Below are 24569 nucleotides of genomic sequence, written 5' to 3' on the forward strand. Positions count from 1 at the left end.
CTAATGGCTTGGCGTCAGCATGCCGCGATTCTGTCGCACGGAGAGCATTTCCCAGTTGACAAAACTATAGGAACACCCCCTTTGACCTCAAAGCGGTAGCAGTAACCGAGGTCTCATACTCCCTCGAGGAAGCCATCGAAACATCCGGTATGGAGCTCAAGCCCGGCATTGCCGGCCAACTTGCCGAGGCGACGCAAGGCTATCTTTTTTGATTCAGCTCATTGGGTACCACGCATGGCAACTGGCACGACGCACCCAAACAAATCTCGTACGGCAAGGTGTCGTTCGCCATCCCCTACATGTATGATTATCTCAACGATCACAAAGCCGAACTGGAAACTAAGCTGTAGAAGCGGTCGGCGCCCTGCAAGACGAAAAAGACTCCTAGCTCGCTGCGCGTGCCACATTTTGGTATGTCAAAAATGTGACGTGCCACATCAAAAATTACAATGGCACTTGATTTTTGATTTGAACCTATATTCGGCAAAGGGAGGACAGCCATGGAGAGCAGTCTTTACCTTCAAAGAACCGAATTAACCTGCGACAGCGATGAGCTGCCCCCACTGCGCACACGATTCCTTGCTCTGGCACTCACCATCGCGCTTGCTCTCGCCTGCGTCTTCTCCCCCATTGCCGTGGCGCACGAAATGCACCACAACTGCACAGGCGTCGGTTGCGTAACGTGCGCAGAAATGGCCGGCAACCTTTCACTCGCGCAGCACGGATCGGTGCCCCACAACCCCATAGCCATCGCATCGCTCTGGATGATCTATGCCGTCGCCATCATCGGCGTTGAGTATGCCTCATATGCCCCCGTCACGCTCGTCTCTCTTAAGGTGCGCCTGGACGATTAACGGCCCAAAACAATCGAACACACCTGAACGTTCGCGAGCGCATGCCGCTAGCGGCATGCGCTCTCACCCCATTGTTTTGGAGCAAACCTATGTACAATCGGATTTTTAAGCGTCGCCCTCGGCGTCGCCTCATCCGTCGCCACTGTCTTACGACGTGTATCGGAGCAGCACTCGTGTTCTCCGTGCTAGGACTCACTGCCTGCGGCGGCAACACCTCAGCACAGACCGGCGGCGCAGGCACGGCCTCCGACACCGTCAACGTCGAAGCAAGTTTTTATCCCATGGCAGACTTCGCGCAAAAAGTCGGGGGAAGCCATGTCAAGGCGACCAACCTGGTTCCCGCGGGAACCGAGCCGCACGAGTGGGAGCCCAGCCCCAGCGATGTCAGGCAAATCCAGGCGTCCGATGTCTTTATCTACAATGGTGCCGACATGGAGAGCTGGGTTGATGACACCCTTGAGTCAATCGACACGTCTAAAACGACCGTCTGCAAGGCTTCCGACGGCATCACGCTGCGTATGGCAGCCAAAGGAGACGAGTCCTCAGGCGAGCACGACCCGCACGTGTGGTTGAGCCCCAAGAACGCCAAGGCCGAACTCAAGAATATCGAGCGGGCACTTATTAAGGCCGATCCCGACAACAAGGCCGATTACCAGGCGAACTACAAAAAATATGCTGAGAAGTTCGACGAACTCGACGAGCAGTACCAAAATGAACTCAGCAAGGTAAAAGGCCGCTCCATCGTCGTTTCGCACGAGGCCTACGGCTATCTGTGTGACGAGTTCGGCCTCACGCAGATGCCCATCACCGGCATGGACGCCGAGGGCGAGCCCAACGCCAAGACCATGGCGCAAATCGCCCAGTTCATCAAGGATAACAACGTCAAGACGGTCTTTGGCGAGGACCTGGTTTCCCAGAAGGTCGCCAAGACCATCGCCGACGAAACCGGCGCTGAGTGCGTGCAGCTCAACCCGGTCGAGGGCTTGACGGATAAGCAACTCGAGGCTGGCGAGGACTACCTCACCGTCATGCGGGATAACCTTGACAAGCTCGTCAAGGCACTTAATCAAGAGTAAGGGGATAGCACTGTGAAGATGAGCATGAAGAACCTAAAGAGCTGGATGGCCGAGCGCCCCTACCCTCGTACGCTTGCGGCGATCGCCGGTGCGTCGATTTGTTCGACGCTCGCCCTCGAACTTCCGTCCAACCATGAGCTGTGGAACATGCGGCCCGGCCCGGCTCTTTTGGAGCTCATGCTCATCTTCTGTTTCCTGAGCCTGCTGTTCTATCTGCCACGTCGCCGGAAGACCCCCGCGATCCTTGGCGTTGTGGCGTTTGCCGCCATCGGTATCGCTGAATACTTCGTCATCACGTTCAAATCGATGCCCATCCAACCGGGCGACTTGTTCGCGCTTTCCACGGCCGCCACGGTCGCCGGCAGCTACACCTACGAGCTGAGCGGCTATTGCTTCTTGGGACTTGCCGCGGCAGCAATCGGCATTGTGCTCATCGCCCGCATCCCGCGCGCCATATGCGAACGTCCGCCCCGCCGCGATGACCAAACCGAGAAATCCGAGCGCAAAACCAAGCTGCCGCTCTCTGTCGACCGCCGCACCGCACTCGTTGCCGGCGCTGCGCTGGCGGGGCAGGCCATGATTAGCTACTACGATACCCTCGGCATCAAGCTGCACACGTGGAAGCCACTCGACAGCTACTACAGCCAAGGATTCCTGCCCACCTTCATCTCTAGCGCGCAGAAGATGATCCCGCCCAAACCCAAGCATTACGACGGACGCGACACGGCCGCGCTCATCAAGCGCCTGGCCGGTCGCTGGAACCGCGGCATCCACGGTGTCGCCAACGTCGACCGCGCCGCCGCCGTGGCGCAGTTCGAGCAGCTCAAGCCATCTGTCATCTGCATCATGAACGAGTCGTTCGCCGACCTCTCGATTTTCAACGGCCTGGGCTGCGACTATCGGGGACCCGAACGCTTCAAGGCTATCGATGACGCGATCATGCAGGGCGTGAGCTACATGAGTGCCTTTGGCGCGGGCACCTGCAACAGCGAGTTTGAGTTTTTGACCGGGCACTCGATGGCATACCTGGGCGCCGGTGTGTACCCCTTCATGACGTATAACTTAGCCCCCACCGAGAACCTCGCGCGTCAGTTCAAGAAGCTCGGGTATCGCGCGGTGGCCATGCACCCCAACCATGCCAGCAACTGGAACCGAGAGAACGTCTTTACTGACATGGGCTTTGATGAGTTTCTTTCCATCGAGGATTTCGCTGGCGCACCTCAGCTCTGCCGCAAGGTAACCGATGCGGCGACATATGACAAGTGCCTCGAGGTGCTGCGACAGAACAACGAGCCCATCTTTATCCATGACGTAACCATGCAGAATCACTCGGCCTACGACACCGGACTGGTGCCCGCCGACCAGCAAGTGCATCTAAACCTCAACGGCATCGAGGATAAGGTCGTCACGTGGACAAACGAGTATTGCTCCCTTATGGATGCCTCGGATAAAGCGTTCGCCGACTTTTTGGACCAGCTGCGCGAGCTCGACCGCCCTGTGGTCGTGGTGATGTACGGTGACCACCAGCCGTTCTTTACCGACCGCTATAACGACCTCTACTTCACCGACGAGGATGAGGCGACGCACACTGAGCGCATCTGGCAGACGCGCTACGTGGTGTGGGCGAACTACGACGTCGCCGGCAACGCCCAGACGAGCGAAACGATGGATACAAGCATCGATAACGTTGGAGCACTCGCCCTCAACGCCATAGGAGCTCCACTCACAGCCTATCAACGTGCGCGCCTGCAGAATCGCAAGAATATGCCAAGCATCAATGTGGTCGGCAAACAGGATGCAAACGGCACGTGGCATGTCCCCGAAGCCGAGAATATGCCGAGCAAACTGCATGAAGCCGACGATCGCTTGGAGCGCATGCAGTACCGCAAGCTTTTCGACCACGGTGGCTCCGTCTTTACGACGCACAAGCAAACCGCCGCAAACGAGACCGACCCCAATGCAACGCCAGGCGCGAGGGCCTAACTATGGAAACGCCCATTGAGATTCGCGATCTTTCGTTTTCGTATGACCCTGCTCCCGTTCTTGCCCATTGCTCATTGATCATTGCCCCTGGTCAAGCTGTGATTCTCTCGGGAGAGAATGGAGCTGGCAAGTCCACGCTCCTCAAATTGGTGCTTGGCGAATTGGTTCCCCAGCAAGGTGATGCCCTCCTCTTTGGGACGCCTGCGCACTCGTTTACCGATTGGCATCGCGTTGGCTACGTCCCCCAGCGCGCCGGCGGTTCCTACGACCGGTTTCCCGCGACGGTGGCCGAAATTGTTGCCAGCAACCGCTATGCACTCGGGCACAGCCAACGTCGAGGGTCTCACGCCGCCGCGCTGCAAGCTCTCGAGCTCGTGGGGCTCGTCGACCATGCTAAGTCACTAATTGGCGAGCTTTCGGGTGGCCAGCAGCAGCGGGCGCTTTTGGCTCGCGCTCTTGTGAATCATCCAGAACTCCTCGTGCTCGATGAGCCCACCAGCGGGCTCGACCGTTCGAGCGTCAACGAGTTTATCGAGGTCATGGCCACCCTCATGCGCGACCCCGAGCGTGTCGTTCTTATGGTGAGCCATGATCTCGAACGACTTGAGGGTCTCGAGGCCGACCGCATTGTCTTATCCCAAGGAGTTATCCACCATGCTTGACATGCTTCAGTATGCCTTTATGCAGCGGGCGTTCCTGAGCGGCATCGTACTGGGTGTCGCGATTCCGCTTGTGGGAGTCATCGTGGTGCTCAAGCGCCTCTCGATGATCGGCGATACATTGAGTCATGCCTCGCTTGCTGGCGTGGCGGGCGGCCTCATCGCCGGCATCAACCCCGTCGCGGGCGCCACCGTGGCATGTCTTGCGGCTGCCTGCTTCGTCGAGATGATTCGCAAGCGGCTCGAAAGCCGCGGAGACCTTGCTATTGCCATTGTTATGGCCGCTGGAGTCGGACTTGCCGGCGTATTGTCCGGATTTGTGCCGAACTCGTCTACGTTCTCGAGTTTTCTCTTTGGCAGTATCGTCACGGTCGACAACTCCGAGCTTGCAGGCGTCATGGTCGTCGGCTTAGGTATTATCGCCTATTGCCTTTTGTTTTCGCGTGAGCTCTTTTGGGTGGCACTTGATGAGCGAGCGGCTCGTATCGCTGGCGTGCGCACGCGTTTTATCAACATGAGCTTTATCTTCGCCTGCGCACTCGCCATCTCCATCGCAGCGCGCACCGTAGGCGCCCTGATCGTAAGCTCTATGATGACGGTACCGGTCGCCTGTGCACTTGTCGTCGCCCGTAGTTGGCGGCAGACATGTATTGTGAGCTCCACCGTGGGGCTTATATCTGTCTTGGCAGGACTCACCGTCTCTTATATCTGGGGGCTTAAGCCCGGCGGCACCATCGTGCTCACGCAGGTCGCCATATTGGTCGTGCTGGTCATATGGCGTGGGGTCAGACAAAATGCGCGCAATTGAACGATTGCCGTGCATGGCAACGAGCGCCCGGGCACCATATTCGGGCACTAGCATGCTCGCCCAGAACAAATTGGAACCCAGAACATTCGACATTCAACGGTAAGCTCATTTTCAATCCAGCGAGAAATCCACCCGTTGAAAGAAGCCGTTTTTTGGCCAACCAACACACCACTAAGAAGCGTGTCACATCAACGGCATCGCCAAGGTCAAGGAGATTTTTGGGCCTCTAATCGCACGGTTTATTGCAGCTAACGCAAGCGGCCGCCGCCCCGTATACGGGACGTCGGCCGCTTTTTGCTCTCTATCGATTGGCGCCTCGGGACAGGCCCCTCTACATCAAACGGCGCAAAGGGGGCTGACTAGAGCTCGCAGGCGACCCTGTAGCCATCGCCGATGGCGTCGCGGATGTTGCCGCACTTGTTGGCGTCGCCCAGCACGTGGGTGGTGACACCCGCAGCTGCAAGGTCGTCGGCCAGCTTGGTGTTGGGACGATAGCCCATGGCCAGCACCAGCGTATCGGCACCGGTGATGGTGTGGACCTCGCCGTCCTTCTCGTAGCTGATGGTGCCCTCCGTGATCTCGGTCACCTTGGCCTCGGTCAGCACGTGGACGCCCTTGGAGAGCATGCGCGCGATGAGCACCGCGCGGCCGGCGCCGCCCTCGTTGGCGGCGAGCGTCTTGGTCATCTCGATAACGGTGACATCGCGATTGGCCGGCGAGAGGTCGTTGACCAACGGGGCCAGGTAGTCGGCCGTCTCGCAGCCAACGGTGCCGCCGCCCACGATGACGATCTTCTTGCCCGGGAAAGCCTTGCCGCCCAGCAGGTCGTCGGCCGTCATGACCTGCTTAAAGCCCTGCATGGAGGCCGGGGCGATGGGCTCGGCGCCATAGGCCAGGACGACCTCGTAGCCCGCGTAGTCGCGCTGGATGTCCTCGGCGGTCAGCTCGGTACCGAAGACGCACGTGACGCCGGCCTCGGCCAGGCGACGGTACTGGTACTTGATCACGCGGGTGAGCTCCTGCTTTGCCGGCGGGACGGACGCGATGCGCATCTCGCCGCCCGGCTCGTCCTGCTTATCCACGAGCACCACGTTGTGGCCGCGCTTGGCGGCGATGTAGGCAGCCTCCATGCCCGCGGGACCGGCGCCCACGACGAGCACGTTCTTGGCCTCGGCGGCAGGCTCGTAGCCGGCCTCGTCGCGCTCAACATCGGGGTTGACGGTGCAGGAGATGCGCTTGCCGAACATGATGCCGTTCAGGCAGCGCAGGCAGCCGATGCAGGGGCGGATCTTGTCGGCGTTGCCGGCGGCTGCCTTGTTGCAGAACTCGGCATCGCACAGGTTGGTGCGGCCCATCATGCAGATGTCGGCGGCACCGTCCTCGATCAGCTCCTCGGCGATCCAGGCCTCGTTGATACGGCCGACCGTGGCGACGGGAATGTTGACGTGCTTTTTAATCTCGCGCGAGCAGGCGGCATGCGAGGCCTGCTGCGTGCCGGCGGCGGGAATGGCGGAGCCGCGCTTGATGGTGGTGCCGCCCGACACGTGAATCATGTCGACACCGGCCTTCTCCAGGCGACGCGAGACGTAGATCATGTCGTTGAGGGTCAGGCCGCCGTCGGTGTACTCGTCGCCCGAGATACGGACGTCGATGATGAAATCCCTGCCGCAGCGCTCACGAATCTCGGCGATGACCTCGAGCAAGAAGCGCATGCGGGCGTCGAGCGAGCCGCCGTACTCGTCGGTGCGCTTGTTATAGAGCGGGGTCAAAAAGCCGCCGAGCATGCCGTGGGCGTGCGCCGCATGGACCTCGACGCCATCGACGCCGGCCCTCTGCATGCGCACGGCAGCGTCGCCGAACTGATGCGTGAGCTCGTGGATCTCATCGACCGTGATGGGGCGCGGCGCCTCGCGGGCATAGGACGGTCCCACGAAGGACGGGGCGATCAGGCGCGGCGTGCCCGGAATGTTGAAGGCCATGTAGGCGGGGTGGAAGAGCTGCGGCATGATCTTGCAGCCGTACTCGTGGACGGCCGCGGCGAGCTTTTCCCAGCCGGGGATGAACGTGTCGTCGTAGCAGCACATGTCGCCCGGCAGATAGGTATAGGTGGGCTCGACCGTCACGACCTCGGTGATGATCAGGCCCACGCCGCCCTTGGCGCGGGCGCGGTAGTGGTCGACCAGGTCGTCGGTCACGTAGCCATGGTCGGCCAGGTTGGTGGACACCGGCGGCATAAAGACGCGGTTCTTGACCTCGGTCGTACCGACCTTGATCGGGCTGAAGAGCATCGGGTAGGCGGAGGGCTCCATACAGGGTTCCTTTCGTTTGAGCCGCTCGGCGGCGGTTGCTGATGTACCTATCGTATCAGCACCAGCCTAGCACACAGCCGCACGCACTCCCCTACCTTTCGCTCGACCCACAAAAAAGTTGCGGTGAAATAGTTCCTGAATGAGGCCCTTGGCGCACCAAACAGGAACTATTTCACCGCAACTGATGGGTGGGTTGGGTTAGAGGCCCAGGTAGGTGGTCATGCCTTCGACGGCGAGCTTGGCGCCGGCCACGGCATGGACCACGGTGAGCGGACCGTTGACCACGTCTCCGGCGGCAAAGACGCCCGGCACGGTGGTCATACCATGCTCATCGACCGAAAGAAGACCGCGATGATCGGTCTCCAGGCCGCCCGTCGTAAGCACGAGTTTGTCCTTGGGCACCTGCGAAGCCGCGATCACAACCGTGTCGGCGGACGCGTGGTCGAGCTCTTCCTCGTAGCCCACCACGTTGTTGTCCTCGTCAAAGATGGCCGTCTCGAACACCGGGCCGTTATCGTCGATGGCGCAGATCGCCTTGCCGCACACGATCTCGGCGCCGTCGAGCTCGGTCAGCTCGACCTCGTCATCGATGGCCGAGATATGGCGCGATCGGGCATACACGGTAACCTTGCGGGCGCCCGAGCGCAGGGCCGTGCGGGCAACGTCCATGGCCACGTTGCCGGCGCCGATAACCGCCACGTTCTGACCGATCGCCACGCTCGTGGGATCGACCAGGTAATCGATACCAAACAGCACGTTGCCGCGCGACTCGCCGGGAATGCCCAGCTTGCGGGCGCGCCAGGTACCGGTACCGACAAAGACCGCATCGTAGCCGTCGCGCAGCAGGTCGTCGATATGCAGCGCGCCGCCGATGGTGGTCGAGGGGCGAACGCGCACGCCGAGCGAGCACATCACATGGCGGTACTTTTGCACGAGCGCACGGGGCAGGCGGAACTCGGGGATACCGTACTCCAGCACGCCGCCGATCTCGGGGCGCTGCTCAAACACCGTGACGGCACAGCCCAGCTGGGCCATCTTAATGGCCACGGTAATGCCGGCGGGACCGGAGCCGACCACGGCGATCTGCTTGCCGCACGACGGCGCGGGCTTCCACTCCTTACGGTCCAAATACGCTGTCGAGACATAGTTCTCGATGCTCGAAAAATGCACGGGCGCGCCCTTGCGGCCCTGGATACACGCGCCCTCGCACTGGCCCGAATGGTTACAGACCATGGAGCAGACCGCACTCATGGGATTGTTCTGGAACAGCAGCTCACCCGCCTCTTCCAGACGACGCAGCTTGAACAGGTCGATGACCTGCGGAATAGGCGTCAGCACTGGATAGCCCTTAAGCTGGCAGAGCGCCTTCTTGCAGCCCAGGCAGCGATGTGCCTCTTCGACAATGTGGATAGCCACGCGATTCCCCTCTATTGTCATTCTGGATATCGGCTCTGGAATGATCCAATTATATGACCTAACGGGCCCTCACCGCACGAGGGGACGTGTCCGGTAGCACGGCACGCGAGACTTTCACCGCAATGAAGACTATGGGGCAATCGGGGGCACCGTGACCGGGCGGGCGCAGGGCAGACTAAGTCGTTATGAATTCCGCATCGCGACGACCCGTATCGTCCACGCCGCGGCGAGCCAGACGTGAGTCCACACGATCGCGGGCGATCCTGCTTGGTCTCACGGCTATACACCCCCGCCCTTCGCGTGAGGTGGCAACATTTTGTTGCCACGCCGGAAGGACAGTACGCGGTGCCCCCACTGGCCGGGAATCTGGCGACCGGGTTACCTGACGCCGCGACCCAGGTCTTCGGCGATTTTGTCCACGCCCTTAAGAGCGGCGCAGGTCTTTTTGTTGGAGCAATGCCCCGTGCAAACGCCACCCTGGGCGCAGTCGGCGCAGGTGCCCTTGCGGTGGATGCGCACGCATACCGCGACAAACGCAATACCGATAACAGCCAGCACAACAATATCGATAGGTGCCATAACAAGCCTCCTCTAGTTAACCACAACTTACTTTACTCCAACTCCCACCCGCCAAAAAGGGACAGGTTAATTTTGGTCGGTTTTATCTGCAGAAACGCCACATTCCCCTCACCAAAAAAGTTGCGGTGAAATAGTACCTAAAAATGCCGCTAACGCCCTCAGGCAGGAACTATTTCACCGCAACTAATTGATGCATGGGGGACAGATTACTTTTGTACCGACCTGTCCCTATGCACCAAAAAGCCCGAATGTCGCTAGGACATTCGGGCTCGTGGAAAGGGGTTAATCCTTATTCGGACTTAAGCGGAAACTGTGGCGGAAGCGGTGTTGCTCTCATCCTCGTCAGTCCATGCATGTTTGGGCATGGGGCGGAAGATCTGGAAGAGCATCGCAGCCAGCAGCACAATGGCCACAACCGTCCAGATACCAAACTGCCCCAGAACAAGCAGGTTATAGAACTGGTTGATGAACAGGCCGATCACCCAAGCGAAGGCGCACTCGTAACCGATGGCGATCGCAGTCCACTTGCCCGAGTCCATCTGGTTGCGGATGGTGCCAATGGCGGCGAAGCAGGGGGCGCACAACAGGTTGAAGGCACCGAAGGCCACGCAAGCGCCCATCGTGGGGAACATACCGGCAAATGCAGTCCACAGGCTCGGGTCGGTCTCGCCCGCATCGGCGACGGACAGCAGCGAGCCGGCGGTGGCGACGACATTCTCCTTGGCGACGAGGCCAGAGAAAGTCAGCGCAGCTGCCTGCCAGGTGCTAAAGCCGAGCGGGGCGAAGATCCAAGCGACCAGGTTGCCCAGCATGGCGAGCACGGAGTAGTCCATATACTCCTCGGGGATGCCGTCCATCGCAGGCAGGAAGCCAAAGGCACCGTTATAGCTACCAAAGTTGGAGAGGAACCACACCACGACGGTAGAGGCGAAGATGACCGTGCCGGCCTTCTTGATAAAGGCCCAGCAGCGCTCCCACACGTGCAGCGCCCAAGAGCGGATCGCCGGGAAGTGGTAGGCAGGGAGCTCCATAACGAACGGCGTCGGGCGACCGGCGAAGAGCTTGGTCTTTTTGAGCATGAGGCCCGAGGCGATGACGGCAAAGACGCCCAGGAAGTAGAAGAGCGGGCTGATCCACTTCGCGGTGGTGGAAGAATCGCCGATGATGGAGCCCATGAGCAGGGCGATGATCGGCAGCTTGGCGCCACAGGGAATGAACGTGGTGGTCATGACCGTCATGCGGCGGTCCTTCTCGTTTTCGATGGTCTTGGTAGACATGACGCCGGGGACGCCGCAGCCCGAGGACACAAGCATGGGGATAAAGGACTTACCGGACAGGCCAAAGCGGCGGAACACGCGGTCCATGATAAAGGCGACGCGGGCCATATAGCCGCAATCCTCCAGGAAGGACAACATCACAAAGAGCAGGAACATCTGCGGAACAAAGCCGAAGATGGCACCCAGGCCGGCGACGATGCCGTCGCAGACCAGCGAATCGACCAGGCCTCCGTCCTCGGTGCCACCCGCCACAAGGGCATTATGCACCGCGGTGGTTATGCCGGGGACGAACGGACCGTAGTCGGCGGGGTCGGGCTCGGTGACGTCGAGATCCTTGACCGCCTGAGACGCAGTGACGGTAGCGGCAGTCGTACCGGCGTCCTCGTCCTCCTCGACCTTGCCCTTCACGGACGCGGCCTCGGGCTCGGCTGCGATGGTCTTGAGCGCGTCGGCGGCAGCGTCGCCGTCCTCGGCGTCGACGGCATCGTTATAAGCAGAAACGTCGATGCCCTTGGCGTCGGCAGCGGCGATAAACGCGGCGATTTCGGCCTGAGCCTGCGTGTACTCGCCAGCAGCCTCGTCATATGCATCGCGGCCCTGGCCCAGCACGAACCAACCATCGGTGCCGAAGAGCTGGTCGTTGGTGAAGTCGGTCACCGTGCCGCCCAAGGTAGAAACGGCGATGTAGTACACGCAGAACATGATGACCACAAAGATCGGCAGGCCCAGAATGCGGTTGGTAACCACGCGGTCGATCTTCTCGGAGGTGCTCATCTTGGCCGGGGCCTTGGTGAGGCACTCGTCGATGATATGCGCGATCACGCCATAGCGCTCGCCGGTAATGATGGACTCGGCGTCGTCGTCGCAATCCTGCTCGCACTGGGCGACCAGCTGCTCAACGCGAGCGGCCTTCTCCTTGGTAAGGTTGATGAGCTTGCAGGCGTCCGCATCGCGCTCAAACAGCTTGACGGCGTAATAGCGGCGCTTGTTGGCCGGAACGCTCGCCGGAAGGTTGTTCTCGATGTGGTCCAGAACGTCCTCGATGGAGGAGTCGAACTTGTGCTCCGGCACCTGGCCCTTGGAAGCAGCAGACTTCTTGACCTGCTCAAAGAGCTCGGTGATGCCCTTATTCTTAAGGGCCGAGATCATCATGACCGGGCAGCCGAGCTTCTTGGAAAGCTTGTCCGTGTCGATCTTGTCGCCGTTCTTCTCGACCAGATCGGCCATGTTGAGGGCAACGACCACGGGCAGGCCGGTCTCGATAACCTGAAGCGCCAGGTACAGGTTGCGCTCCAGGTTGGTTGCGTCAACCACCTGGACGACTACGTCGGGCTCGCCGCTCATGAGGTAGTCGCGCGAGCACTGCTCCTCGGGGCTGTAGGGGGAAAGCGAGTAGATGCCGGGGAGGTCCGTGATGGTAACGTTCTTGTCGCTTAGGAGCTTGGCTTCCTTTTTCTCAACCGTGACACCGGGCCAGTTGCCAACGTAGCCGTTAGCGCCGGTAATCAGGTTGAAAAGCGTGGTCTTGCCGCAGTTGGGGTTACCCGCCAGCGCGACATGGATCTGAGAATCCGCCATTCAATCCTTCTTCCTTGTGTGCCCGCGCTGCGTTCTCCGGGCGGGCTAGATAATGTGCTTCAAAGTTGCAGCATTAAGTTAGAAATACCTAACTTTATCTGCAGAAATATACGCCGGAGCCCTTACTGGACCTCGACGACGGCCGCCTCTTCCTTGCGAATGGAAAGCTCGTAGCCGCGTACGTTGATCTCGATCGGATCACCGAGCGGTGCAACCTTCACGACCTTAAACGAAGTGCCCTTGATGAGCCCCAGGTCCATAAGGTGGCGACGAAGCGCACCCTCACCGTGAAGCTTGACGATGGTAGAGCTCTCGCCCACCTTAACGTCACCCAACGTCTTCATTTACTTGTCCCCCTTTCAGTGCGTACAGAAATACCGTCGACTAACCGACGGTCATGATGTGCATGGCCACCTTGGAATCAATGCCAAAGCGTGCGCCCAGCACCGTGACGATGATATTGGCGCCACTCGAGCTCACCACGTGGACCTCGTTGCCCTCGACAAAGCCGAGGTCCTTGAGGTGGTGTTTCATGTCCTCATTGCCCTTTACACGAGACACGCGCACGGTTTCGCCCGCTTTTACCATCGAAAGCGGCATGGCCGGCACCTGCGGTCCACAAGACATGAGCGGCTCCTAACATCAGTTCGTCCTCAACATCGGCGTGATAAAAGTTAACCACGTCTATGTTCGCTTTAGTAAACTAGCACGTGGTTAACTTTTTGGAAAGGGTCCCTATTCAGATTTCGAAAAAGTTTCCTATATGAAACAACAAAGGGCGGCAAAGAGCTGTCCTTTGCCGCGCCCTGTCATGCTTAGAGCGAGAGGTTTCTGATCGACGTAAAGCAGGAAGCCTCGTCTACGCCCGAAACGCGGAAGATGATGTCCTCGCCGCAGTCGCCATAGAGAGCCATGAGGCCCATAACGTCGCGACCGTCGGTATGGCGGTCGCCGATGCTGACCGACACGTCGCTACGATGCTTGGCGATGATGTCGTAGAGCAGCGCGACCGGGCGGGCATGCAGTCCCAACGGATCTTTAATCGTCTTCGTGAACTCGACCATGTCCCCTCCCACGACATCGCACATTCGGCCGGCAAACCCAGCTACGTGGTAGCTATTGTACGTTACCGGCGCGCACCCCCGTCCCACAAAAAACGAGGGAAGGCACGCGTCCTTCCCTCGTTGTGGGCAATATGTAGCCGCTTGCCTACATCAGGCGCAGGCTGACGTCCTTGAGCTGAGCGCCACTTACGGCACTCGGGGCGCCCGACATGAGGTCGGAGCCGCTGGCCGTCTTGGGGAACGCCATGACGTCGCGGATGGAATCGGACCCGGCAAGCAGCATGCACACGCGGTCCAGACCCAGAGCAAAACCGCCCATCGGGGGCGCACCAAACTTGAGCGCCTCCATGAGAAAGCCGAACTGCGACTCGGCGCGCTCCTCGGTAAAGCCCAGGAGCTTGAGCATGGACATCTGCATCTCGGCGTTGTGGATACGCATACCGCCGCCGCCGGCCTCAAAGCCGTCCATGACAAAGTCGTAGGTGCACGAACCGGCTGCCAGCGGATCGGCCTCGATCTTGGCGATATCGGTCTCGGTCGGCAGGGTAAACGGCTGGTGCTCGGCAGCGTATGCCTTGCGATCCTCGTCCCAATGGAACAGCGGGAAGTTGACGACCCACAGGAAGTCGTGACCCTCGCGCTTGATCTCGAGCGCATTGGCCATGTGCGAACGCATGCCGCCCAGGATCTCGTCAGAAAGCAGGCGCGGGCCGGCGGCGAACATCACAAGGTCGCCGGGCTCGACGTCCATGCGCTCGCGCAGAGCGGCCATCTCCTCGTCCGAGAAGAACTTGACGATGGGGCTGTTGATGGAGCCGTCCTCGCGGAAAGCGATCCAGGCCAGGCCCTTGGCGCCAAACGTGGAAGCCACGCCGGCGAGCTTATCGATCTTGGCACGTGCCCAGGCACCGGCGCCCTTAGCGTTGATGGCCTTGACGACAGAGCCCTCCTCGTTTGCGGCAGTCGCAAAGACCTTGAACTTGGAGTTGGCAAACACGTCGGTCAGGTCGACCAGGTGCATACCGTAGCGAGTATCGGGCTTGTCGGAGCCATAGGTGTCCATGGCCTCCCAGTAGTCCATGCGACGCAGCGGCGTGGGCATCTCGACACCCATGCGGCCGAAAGCATCGGACAGGACCTCCTCGAGCGCGCTTATGACATCGTTCTGGTCCACGAAGGCCATCTCGATATCGACCTGGGTGAACTCGGGCTGACGGTCGGCGCGCAGGTCCTCGTCGCGGAAGCACTTGGCAACCTGGTAGTAGCGCTCGACGCCACCGACCATGAGCAGCTGCTTCAGGAGCTGCGGGGACTGCGGCAGGGCGTAGAAGTTACCCGGCTGAATACGGCTGGGGACGATGAAGTCGCGGGCACCCTCGGGCGTGGACTTGAACAGGGAGGGCGTCTCGACCTCCATGAACTCACGGTTGTGCAGAGCCTCGCGAATGGCAAAGGTGAAGTCGGAGCGCAGCTTGAGGTTGGCCATCATCTCGGGACGACGGAGGTCCAGATAGCGATAGCGCAGGCGGGTGTCCTCGCTGGTCTCGATGCCGTCCTCGATCTGGAACGGCGGGGTGACGGACGTGTTGAGCACCTCGGCGTGGTCGGTCAGGACCTCGATCTCGCCGGTCGCGAGCTTGGCGTTGGTGGTCTCCTCACCACGGGCGCGCACGACGCCGTGGATCTTGATGGGCCACTCGGGACGCATGGTCTCGGCGATCTTAAAGGCGTCGCCGTCGGAGTGCTCGGGGTCGAAGGTGAGCTGCGTGATGCCCTCGCGGTCGCGAAGATCGCAGAAGATAAGGCCGCCGTGATCGCGGCGACGGCTCACCCAACCGGTGAGGGTAACCTCTTCGCCCACGTTCTCGCGGCGAAGCTCACCGCAGGTACGGGTGTGCATGGAATGCTCGTCGATGGGACGGGTCTGGCTCATACCAGTGATCCTCCTTTATGGATCTGTGCCGCCCCGTGTCGTTCCGGGCGGCGTCGTACAGATTTGCCCAGCCTGCGTAAACCGCGCACCCAGACATGGCGTATTATCTTATCGCACCCGTGCCGATGTGCCGCGAAAAAGTGGCTCCCGCCCAAAGACTTGACGGAGACGAAACAATTGACGCGCCGCGGCACCCGCCCGCGCTCGTCACGTGCGACAATGTGCCCCAATAAAACAGCACCTGGAAAGGCCCGTCATGACTGCACGCCTCATCGTTATGGATATCGACTCCACCCTCATCAACCAGGAGGTCATCGACCTGTTGGGCGAAGAAGCCGGCGTGGGCGAGCAGGTGGCACAGATCACCGAACGCGCCATGCGCGGCGAGCTGGACTTTAAGCAAGCGCTCGTGGAGCGCGTGGGGCTGCTCGCCGGCCTGGACGAGAGCGTGTTCGACCGCGCCTTTGAGCGCGTGACATTTACCCCCGGCGCGTTGGAGCTTGTGCGCTCGGCACACAGCAAGGGCTGGAAGGTCGGCGTGGTGAGCGGCGGCTTCCACGAGGTCGCTGACAAGATCGTGGCCGCCGCGGGCATCGATTTTTGCCTGGCCAACCGCCTGGAAGTCGTGGACGGCCAGCTCACCGGTAAGTTGGCCGCCGACATTGTGACCAAGGAGTCCAAGCTCATCCAGCTGCTGGACTGGGCAGTTGAGTGCGGCGTCGACATGGCCCACACGGTCGCTATTGGCGACGGGGCAAACGACATCCCCATGATCCAGGCCGCGGGCACGGGCATCGCTTTTTGCGCCAAGCCCAAGACGCGCGAAGCCGCCCCGTTTGCCATCGACGAGCGCAACCTGATGCTCGCCATGGACATCATCCTGCGTGACTAGCCGATCCGTCTAACAATTGAATCAGTCTGTCCTATAGTTTCCGAACAATTTTGTCTTAGTGTTCGGAAACATCCCCTTTGAGTGTTAGACTTTGCGTCGTCGAAGGGAACATATATGGATAAGCGAGATCTTGATCAGCTGCTGGGCGATGTTGCCGGCGGAACAGTCACCCCGGCCGACGCCCTGACGCGCATCCAGACGGCTCCGACCGCCGATTTGGGCTTTGCGCAGCTCGATCTTTCGCGCGGAGTGCGCCAGGGGGCCGGTGAGGTTGTCTACGGTGCCGGTAAAACCGCCGAGCAAATTGCCGCCATTATCAAAGCATTACTCGATGCAGGCCAGGAGCGCATCCTGGTCACACGCTTGGATGCCGAAAAAGCAGCGCGCACCGCTGAGCTTCTTGGCAACGACATTGACCTGGGATATGTCCCGGACGCCCAGCTCGCCCTGGTTGGTGGCAAGCCCTCCCCCACCGGCAACGGACGCGTTGTCGTCGCCTGTGCCGGCACGAGCGACCTGCCCGTCGCCGAAGAGGCGGCACTGACGGCCGAGTTCTACGGCAATGAGGTCGATCGCCTCTACGACGTGGGTGTCGCCGGCCTGCACCGCCTGCTCGCTCATGCTGAGGAACTTGCCCAGGCGCAGGTGATCATCGCCATCGCCGGCATGGAAGGCGCCCTGGCGAGCGTCATCGGAGGCCTTGTGAGCTGTCCGGTCATCGCCGTTCCCACCAGCGTGGGCTATGGCGCGAGCTTTGGCGGCGTGGCCGCACTGCTCGCCATGCTCAACTCCTGCGCCAGCGGCGTTTCGGTCGTCAACATCGACAACGGTTTCGGCGCCGCCTATCAGGCGAGTCTTATCAATCATCTGAGCGCCGGTACGTCCTGCGCCTGCTAAGGAGCATTTCATGTCCAACCATCAGCACACGCTTGTCATCGACGGCACCTCGGGCATCAGCGGTGACATGACCGTCGCGGCCCTGCTCGACCTGGGCGCCAGCGAGGAGCATCTGCGCGAGCAGCTCGCCACGCTTCCGGTCGGCGGCTTTGAGATTGCCGTTACACGCGTAAACAAGCATGGCATCGACGCCTGCGACTTTGACGTTCGGCTGGCAGAGGAGCTCGAGAACCACGACCACGACATGGCCTGGCTCTACGGCAACGAAGCGGGCACCGAGCACGCGCGCGAGCATCACCATCATGACCATGGTGAGCATGAACACGAGCACTGTCATGAGCACGACCATGAGGGTCACGCCCATGAGCACGAGGGCCATCATCACGTCCACCATCATCACCACCGTTCTTTGGCGGACGTCACCGACATCATCGACGGCTCGCAGCTCAGCGATGGTGCCAAGCGTCGCGCGCTCGCCATCTTTACCGCGCTTGCCGCCGCCGAGGCCAAGGCCCACGGCAAAACGCCCGAGACCGTCATGTTCCACGAGGTAGGCGCCATCGATTCCATCGTTGACATCTGCTCGGTCGCCATCTGCCTCGATGACCTGGGCATCGAGGATATTGTCGTCGAGTCGCTCTCCGAGGGTCACGGCACCATCCACTGTGCCCACGGCCTTATGCCCATCCCGGTACCCGCCGTCGTCAACCTATGCCAAGCAGGCAATATCGCCCTCACGCCCGCACCGGTGGCCGGCGAGCTCGTGACGCCCACGGGCGCCGCCATCGTAGCCGCACTGCGCACGTCCGAGTACCTGCCGGCCCGCTACCGTATCGAGGCCGTTGGCTACGGCGCCGGTAAGCGCCCCTACGAGGGCTGCTCCGGCACGCTCCGTTGCCTACTGGTTCACATAGATGCATAACCATGGATGCCCGCAAAACCAAAAGCCGTGCCGCTATTGTCACGGCGTTTTCCGAGCTTCTTCGCGAAGAAGACTACGGCAAGATCACCGTCGGCGACATCATCGCGCGCGCTCACGTAGGCCGCGCGACATTCTACGGCCTCTTTAAGAGCAAAGACGACCTACTGTCCGAGCTCGTGAACGACATCTGCACCCACGCCCTCGACGACGATGGCACACCGCTCGATGATCCGCTCGTACAAGTCGAGCATATCCTCAACAACCTCTGGGAGCGCCGCCAGGGCGTTCGAGCCCTCGTAGCCGGCGCCGGCTCACGCGTCTTCGCCGACTGTTTACGCAAGACCATCATGTCACGAGCAGCCGAAACCGTCCCTACCGATCCAAACGGCCCCGCTGGCACCATGGACCGAAGCTTCCTGCTACACCACATAGCCTCAAGCTTCGTAGGAATGGTCCAATGGTGGGCCTGGCACAACTTCCAAGCAGATAAGGCCGACGTCGCCAAAGACTACCTCTCGGCCATAAAGCCCCTCTTTAGCTAAGTAAGAAGCTCATCCCAAAGCATCGCCCCAACCCAGGGCACCACGCATCCCAAAGTGTCACGCGCACTTCAACGCCTCCAACAGCAACAAGCCCCTCCCATCCAAATTCAGATATATACGTTGGGTTGCACGAACGAACCAAGATTCCCGCAGGTCACGGCACAAGTTAACTTTCCGCCGCATTCCGCAGGACGCAAGAAGCCCCCGCCGCACGAAGTGCGCAGCGGGGGCTTCTTGCATGTCCGAGGACGCGGCGGAAAGTTAACTTGTGCCGTGACCGGACGTTATATCAATTGCTCGGACTAGAACATGCCCAAGAAACCGTGCACAAACAGCGCGGCCAGAGCGGCACCGACAAACGGAGCGATGCCAGGAACAAGCAGGCCGTACTTCCAGTTGTTGTCGGCCTTGTTCTTGATCGGCAGCACCTGATAGGCCATGCGAGGACCAAGGTCACGAGCCTGGTTCATGGCGAAGCCGGTGATACCGCCCATGCCCATACCAACAGCCCAAACGATCAGACCGACGCAGATAGCGAGCATCAAAACGTTCTCGCCGGCGCGGCTAGCGGCAGCAAGGATGGCGCTGATGAACACAAAGGTGCAGATAGCCTCGCAGAAGAAGTTACGGGCATAGTTGGTGCCCTCGGTGGTAGGGTTGGTCGAGAAGATATTGCGCTGTGCAATGGGGTCGACGGCACCCTCGGAGGCCTTGAACTCATCGGCATACATCAACCACGCAATCACGGCGCCCACAAAGCCGCCGAGCATATCGGCAAGCATGAAGGGGATGCAGCTGCCCCACGGCACCAGACCGACGATGCACTGCGCAAGCACCATCGCGGGGTTCATGCACACGGCGCCGCCAAAGACAAACAGGCAGACCGAGATGCCAAAAGACCAGGTGGTGATGGCGAACATGTGGCCGGAGCCCTGATACTTGGTACCCTTAAGCACGGTATCGCAGTGCACGCCCACGCCAAAGATGATCATGAGGGCCGTTGCGCCGAATTCGCAGAGGAGTTTGGTAAGCATAAAACCTTATCTTTCTTGTCGGTTACAAACGATTCGTTTGGGCCGCGCACTAGTGCTGAGCGACGACAACGCCCAGGCCATCGGGAATGACGGCCACCTTGGCATCGGCACCCTTCATCTCAAAGGCGAGCTTGAGCGCCTCCTCGATCGTGTTGACCGGCGTCATGTGCATATCCTTGAGCATCTGATGATCGCACAGGTCGGTGACCATGATCACAGGGTGATGCGCCAGGATGCGGGCAAAAATCTGGCTCGTCCACTGGTCGGGCAGGGTTTCGTCCTTAGGACGGTCGATGCAGGCGCGCTCAAACTCTGCCGGATCATTGTCGGCGATGTTGTGATAGAAGCCCTCGCCACCGTGACCGTCGGCACAACCGGCGACATCGATAATCACGCCGCCCTCGGGAAGTGTGGCCTCGGCAGCGCACATGCCCTTCACGGCCTGATAGATGTTCTGATCGAGCGGATAGCCACCGTTGGTGGTGATGGCAATCTCGCACTCGACGGGCTCAACGCCGGCGAGACTCTTCACGAACTCGCAGCCGGCCTCGTGCGCCTTGTGGATGTCGCCGGCAAAGGAGCCGATGACCTCGTGCTTGCCGTTGAGCACCACGTTGAGCACAAAGGCGAGGTGAGCCATCTCGGCAGCGGCAAACATGTCCTCGCTCACGTGGTTGTGGCACAGGTTGCCGGCACGCGAATGAGAATCGTTCACAAACTGACCGTTGTGGTTGTACATGATGGTCTTATAGCTGGCGATGCCGGGCAGCACGGACTTGCGGCTACCAGAGAAACCGGCAAAGAAGTGCGGCTCGATAAAGCCCTCGGCGAGCAGCAGATCGCAATCGGCGGCAACCTTGTTGATGATGCACTCGCCACCAGAAGGCAGGGTGCCGATCTTTTTCATCATGCTGTCATCGGTCGCAACATGCATGACGATCTCCTCGTTGGCAACGATCTCCTCGCCATACTTGTTGACGAGTTCCTCGTGCGTCGACGGACGGTGCATACCCGTCGCAACCAAAATGCGCACACGAGCCTCGGGCGCGGCAGTATGGATGTGATGCAACAGAATAGGCATCGTCACACGCGAGGGAACGGGACGCGTATGATCGGAGCTGATGATGACAATATCCTTCTTGCCAGCACAAAGCTCCTCGAGTGAAGGCGAGCCATAAGGGTTGGCAAGCGACTCCTCTACCAGCTCTTCCTGCGATTTTGTAGTCTTAAACTCGTTTTGGTGACCCTCCATCACACCCGCGAAGTTCTTATCCTCGAGCTTTAGATGTAACGTCTTGTGGTCAAACGGCAGTTCACATTCAAACAATGTCGAGCGCCCTCTTCCTTTCAACTGACACACTAGTTAAACCGTTGGAAGGATACGCCGCTCACCGAGAAACATCACCGTCCACTGACTCATTAACACAACGTTCATATTTGACCCACAAACAACGGCCGCGACCCCAAACGGGACTGCGACCGCTACAGTCGTAAGGCGCGAAGCGCGCCATTATTCCCCCAGCAGTAATCCGCCGAAGACCGGACATCGCAGGGCCCGCCATTAGTTTACTTTTAGGCACACTCCGCAGGACGCAAGAAGCCCTCGCCGCACGAAGTGCGCAGCGAGGGCTTCTTGCATGTCCGAGGACGTGCCTAAAAGTAAACTGATGGCGGACCCGGACGACTACAGGGCTATCGATTACCCCGTGTTCTGCAATCCCGCCGAAACGCCGGTCACAGTCGAAAGAATCAGGCTCATGTAATCGGCCTTCTTCTCCTCGGCCATCTCGTCCTGGTTCATACGCACCTCGCGAAGGGCGCGGACCTGGGCGATGGACAGGGCGTCGACGTAGGGGTTACGCACACGAACGGCGCAGCCGAGCACGCGACGACGCTGCAGCGGCCATTCGTCACCGACGATGGCAAGGACCCACTTACGGGTGAGCTGCATCTCGGTAAAGACCTTCTTGGACAGATCATCGCGGTCGCCCAGATGCAGATACATCTTTGCAATGCGCTGATCGGTCTTGGCGATCGACATCTCGATGTTGTCGATGAACGTGCGGAAGAACGGCCACTCCTGGTAGGCAGCCTTGAGCTGATCCAGATCGCCAAACTGCTCGCAGGCGGTACCCAGGCCGTACCAAGCGGCCAGATTGATACGCGCCTGGCTCCAGCTGAAGATCCACGGAATGGTACGCAGGTCGTCGAGTGACTTGGCGCCCAGGCCGCGCTTGGCGGGACGCGAGCCGATCGGCAGCAAGCCGACCTCGGTCAGCGGCGTCACGGTCGAGAACCACGGTGTAAAGTCCTCGGTGTTCAGCAGGTCCAGATAGCGCTCGTGGCTTGCGGCGTTAAGCTTCTCGGCCATGTCCCAGAACTTCTGCGTGGTCTCGGTGTTGGTTTTCTCGACGCTCGGGGCCGACTGCAAAAGCGTTGCGGCGGCAACGGACTCAACATGGCGCTGAGCCAGCGTGCGGTTGCCGTAACGGGCAAAGATGACCTCACCCTGCTCGGTGAGCTTAAAGAAGCAGTTGACCGAACCCTTGGGCTGCGCCAACACGGCCTTGTTGGCCGGGCCGCCACCACGGCCCACGGCACCGCCGCGACCGTGCATGAGCACCAGGTCGATATCGTTCTTCTCGGCCCACTTGGCAATGCGCTCCTGCGCGGAGTGCAGCGCGAGCATGGCCGTGGTAGGACCGGCATCCTTGGAGGAGTCGGAATAGCCCAGCATGACCTCCATGCGACGGTTGGTCTGGGCAAGGCGCTTTTGCACCACGGGCAGCGTAAGCATCTGGTCGAGCACGTCGACGCAGTCCTCGAGGTCCTCAAGCTGCTCGAACAGCGGAATCACGTCGAGCTCGGGGACATCCTCCTCGTGTGCAAAGGACAGGTGGGCAAGCTCAAAGACGTCGGCCACATGCTGGGCGCTCTTGGTGAACGAGATGATGTAGCGGTGCGCCATCTTCTTGCCGTAGCGCTTTTGGATGGAGCCGATAGCGCGGAAGGTGTCGATGACCTCACGCGTCATGGGCTGCAAATCGCCATGGATACCGTTCTCGTGGATATCCTTGAGGGCGCGGGCGTGCACCACGGAGTGCTGACGGAACTCCATCTCGACCATGTGGAAGCCGAAGGACTCGACCTGCCAGATGATGGTCTGCACCGGGCCGTAGGCAGCACGGACGGCACCGCAGGCGGCCAGGGAGCGCTGAACGACACGCAGGTCATCCAGGAACTCATCGGCGCTGTGGTACATGGTGTCGGTGATGCGACGCACGGTAGCGTTCAGACGATCGGCCATGACGAGCATGACGGCGCGATGCGGCTCGTGCTCGGAGATCAGTTCAGCACGTGCGGTGTACTGGGTGCTCATCTCGACCTGATGGTTCCACAGGTTGATGAGCTCGGCAGACGGCTTGCTGTAGGTGGCCTCGAGCGTGAGGTTGCGGCCGATGCGGCGGCACTTGTCCTCGAGCTTGAGCACCATATGGGTGAAATACTTGGCGGCGACTTCGCGGCTCACCTTGGCGGTGACGTTGGGGTTACCGTCGCGGTCGGAGCCGATCCAACTGCCGGGATGGAAGAACGCCGGGCACAGCGGCGGCACGGTACCGGCCTTATCGCCCAGCACCCAGTCGTCAAAACGACGATAGATGACGGGGATAACGTCGAACAGCGTGTTATCGAAGATGTCGATGATGGTATCGGCTTCCTCGACCGGCGTGGGCTTCTTCAACGCGATGGGGCTCGTGCGAACCAGGGCATCAATCTCCTGCAGCATATGACGCTCGTTCTCCACCAGGTCGGAGCCGCCCAGACGCGGACGCTCCTCCAGCAGGTTGGAGATACGACGAATCTTGCCCTCGACGGCCTTGCGACGGGCCTCGGTGGGATGCGCGGTAAAGACGGGGTGGAACTCAAGCTTGCCGAGCAGCTCGTTGGCGCCCTCGACACCCATCTCATCCACCAGCTGGTGATAGGCAACGGTGAGCTCGTTGGCGGGATCGACCCCGGTATCGGTCGATGCGCCGGCCTCACGCTCGCGCAGCTGCGCCACGCGGTAATTCTCCTCCGACAGGTTTGCCAGATGGAAGAAGCTCGTAAAGGCGCGGACGATAACCTGCTGCTTATCGAGCGGCAGACTGTCGATCAGATCGACGACCTCGCGAAACGCCACGGCGGTGGGCTCGTCGGCAGTGGGCACGCCCTGCTCGTCGACGGACTCGTCGGCGGCACGGGTACCGGGGTTTCCGGCGTTGGCCACAATCTCGGCTGTCAAAATCTTGTCGAACAGGTCTGTGATCTCGGGATCATACTCGCTAAGCACACGGCGCTCCAGGCGCAAGAACAGCGCCAGATCGTCGCGCAGCTCCTCAGGAATCTCGATCTCGGCGAGACGCTCCTTGGACTCGGCATTCGAGCCGATTCGGTTAACGAGGCGGTTGACCACGGCAGCGACACGCGCCGCGGCTTCGGGTACAGACTGGTTGCTTAGGTTCTCAGCCACGTTTCCTCCCATTCCTCCTTCTATGCACGTAACATGCGGTATTCATTATAGGCACTCGGCAAAAACTTTCGGCGCTGATTGCGCTTTACCACACAAAAGTATTTTCTGCATTGCAAGGCTTTTCGCCCCAAATGGTCGTATTTCTCGGTGGGCGGCATACGCAAACGGGGGCATTCAGCATAAAAGCGAAACGCCCCCGTAACAATCGTGCGCCGCGAGCGGGACGTGTTGGC

The 24569-nt window shown here is 60.4% G+C and carries 20 protein-coding genes; 9 read left to right on the plus strand and 11 right to left on the minus strand.

Translation table 11 applies throughout. From position 1 onward, the window contains the following. The first annotated feature begins 500 nt into the window (after positions 1 to 500). The 5 genes from GT495_RS08455 (at position 501) to GT495_RS08475 (ending at position 5380) form a co-directional block, all read left to right on the plus strand. Complete coding sequence (locus GT495_RS08455) at positions 501 to 854, plus strand: hypothetical protein (protein WP_161162325.1); 354 nt, start codon at positions 501 to 503, stop codon at positions 852 to 854. A gap of 89 nt (positions 855 to 943) precedes the next feature. Then, positions 944 to 1930: a metal ABC transporter substrate-binding protein gene (locus GT495_RS08460; protein ID WP_161162326.1), complete on the plus strand. Its 987-nt coding sequence runs from the start codon at positions 944 to 946 to the stop codon at positions 1928 to 1930. An 18-nt stretch (positions 1931 to 1948) separates the two neighbouring features. Beyond that, positions 1949 to 3913: an LTA synthase family protein gene (locus GT495_RS08465; RefSeq protein ID WP_240128159.1), complete on the plus strand. Its 1965-nt coding sequence runs from the start codon at positions 1949 to 1951 to the stop codon at positions 3911 to 3913. Positions 3914 to 3915: 2 nt separating this feature from the next. Continuing rightward, positions 3916 to 4575, plus strand: coding sequence for a metal ABC transporter ATP-binding protein (locus tag GT495_RS08470; RefSeq protein WP_161162328.1), 660 nt, complete (start codon positions 3916 to 3918; stop codon positions 4573 to 4575). Beyond that, positions 4568 to 5380, plus strand: coding sequence for a metal ABC transporter permease (locus GT495_RS08475; RefSeq protein WP_370457629.1), 813 nt, complete (start codon positions 4568 to 4570; stop codon positions 5378 to 5380). Before GT495_RS08470 ends, GT495_RS08475 begins: the two co-directional genes overlap by 8 nt. Before the next feature lie 359 nt (positions 5381 to 5739). On the opposite strand, the gene GT495_RS08480 is transcribed toward GT495_RS08475, so the two are convergent. The 8 genes from GT495_RS08480 to aspS all read right to left on the minus strand — a co-directional run bounded on the left by GT495_RS08480 (position 5740) and on the right by aspS (position 15536). Next, a complete protein-coding gene (locus GT495_RS08480; protein WP_161162329.1) occupies positions 5740 to 7689 on the minus strand; it encodes an NAD(P)/FAD-dependent oxidoreductase in 1950 nt (649 codons plus the stop codon). Positions 7690 to 7887: 198 nt separating this feature from the next. After that, a complete protein-coding gene (locus GT495_RS08485; protein ID WP_161162330.1) occupies positions 7888 to 9105 on the minus strand; it encodes an FAD-dependent oxidoreductase in 1218 nt (405 codons plus the stop codon). Between the two features lie 378 nt (positions 9106 to 9483). Beyond that, positions 9484 to 9684 carry a hypothetical protein gene (locus GT495_RS08490; RefSeq protein ID WP_152074752.1) on the minus strand — a complete coding sequence of 67 codons (201 nt, stop codon included), beginning with the start codon at positions 9682 to 9684 and terminating at the stop codon, positions 9484 to 9486. Positions 9685 to 9983: 299 nt separating this feature from the next. Next, positions 9984 to 12539, minus strand: a complete 2556-nt coding sequence (locus tag GT495_RS08495) for a ferrous iron transporter B (protein WP_161162331.1) — start codon at positions 12537 to 12539, stop codon at positions 9984 to 9986. Between the two features lie 122 nt (positions 12540 to 12661). Beyond that, positions 12662 to 12883 carry a FeoA family protein gene (locus tag GT495_RS08500; protein WP_152074754.1) on the minus strand — a complete coding sequence of 74 codons (222 nt, stop codon included), beginning with the start codon at positions 12881 to 12883 and terminating at the stop codon, positions 12662 to 12664. A gap of 40 nt (positions 12884 to 12923) precedes the next feature. Further along, entirely contained in the window at positions 12924 to 13166 is a 243-nt protein-coding gene (locus tag GT495_RS08505; protein WP_152074755.1) for a FeoA family protein, read from the minus strand. Between the two features lie 188 nt (positions 13167 to 13354). Next, positions 13355 to 13603 carry an HPr family phosphocarrier protein gene (locus tag GT495_RS08510; RefSeq protein ID WP_161162332.1) on the minus strand — a complete coding sequence of 83 codons (249 nt, stop codon included), beginning with the start codon at positions 13601 to 13603 and terminating at the stop codon, positions 13355 to 13357. 145 nt (positions 13604 to 13748) lie between these two features. After that, on the minus strand, positions 13749 to 15536 hold the full coding sequence (gene aspS, locus GT495_RS08515; protein ID WP_161162333.1) for an aspartate--tRNA ligase: 1788 nt from the start codon (positions 15534 to 15536) through the stop codon (positions 13749 to 13751). 256 nt (positions 15537 to 15792) lie between these two features. Between aspS and serB the strand changes: the two genes are divergently transcribed. The 4 genes from serB to GT495_RS08535 all read left to right on the plus strand — a co-directional run bounded on the left by serB (position 15793) and on the right by GT495_RS08535 (position 18789). Then, positions 15793 to 16428, plus strand: coding sequence for a phosphoserine phosphatase SerB (serB, locus tag GT495_RS08520; RefSeq protein WP_161162334.1), 636 nt, complete (start codon positions 15793 to 15795; stop codon positions 16426 to 16428). Between the two features lie 114 nt (positions 16429 to 16542). After that, positions 16543 to 17325 (plus strand): nickel pincer cofactor biosynthesis protein LarB, encoded by a 783-nt coding sequence (gene larB, locus GT495_RS08525; protein WP_161162335.1) that lies wholly within the window; start codon positions 16543 to 16545, stop codon positions 17323 to 17325. A gap of 10 nt (positions 17326 to 17335) precedes the next feature. Next, positions 17336 to 18247: a LarC family nickel insertion protein gene (locus GT495_RS08530; protein WP_161162336.1), complete on the plus strand. Its 912-nt coding sequence runs from the start codon at positions 17336 to 17338 to the stop codon at positions 18245 to 18247. 2 nt (positions 18248 to 18249) lie between these two features. Further along, positions 18250 to 18789 carry a TetR/AcrR family transcriptional regulator gene (locus tag GT495_RS08535; RefSeq protein WP_161162337.1) on the plus strand — a complete coding sequence of 180 codons (540 nt, stop codon included), beginning with the start codon at positions 18250 to 18252 and terminating at the stop codon, positions 18787 to 18789. Between the two features lie 302 nt (positions 18790 to 19091). On the opposite strand, the gene larD is transcribed toward GT495_RS08535, so the two are convergent. The 3 genes from larD to GT495_RS08550 all read right to left on the minus strand — a co-directional run bounded on the left by larD (position 19092) and on the right by GT495_RS08550 (position 24336). Further along, positions 19092 to 19823, minus strand: coding sequence for a D/L-lactic acid transporter LarD (larD, locus tag GT495_RS08540; RefSeq protein WP_161162338.1), 732 nt, complete (start codon positions 19821 to 19823; stop codon positions 19092 to 19094). 49 nt (positions 19824 to 19872) lie between these two features. After that, complete coding sequence (gene larA, locus GT495_RS08545; RefSeq protein WP_161162339.1) at positions 19873 to 21150, minus strand: nickel-dependent lactate racemase; 1278 nt, start codon at positions 21148 to 21150, stop codon at positions 19873 to 19875. A 372-nt stretch (positions 21151 to 21522) separates the two neighbouring features. Further along, a complete protein-coding gene (locus GT495_RS08550) occupies positions 21523 to 24336 on the minus strand; it encodes a phosphoenolpyruvate carboxylase (RefSeq protein ID WP_370457631.1) in 2814 nt (937 codons plus the stop codon). Positions 24337 to 24569: the final 233 nt, after the last annotated feature.

This window comes from Collinsella sp. BIOML-A6 (genome assembly GCF_009875845.1).
Lineage (GTDB): Bacteria > Actinomycetota > Coriobacteriia > Coriobacteriales > Coriobacteriaceae > Collinsella > Collinsella aerofaciens_H.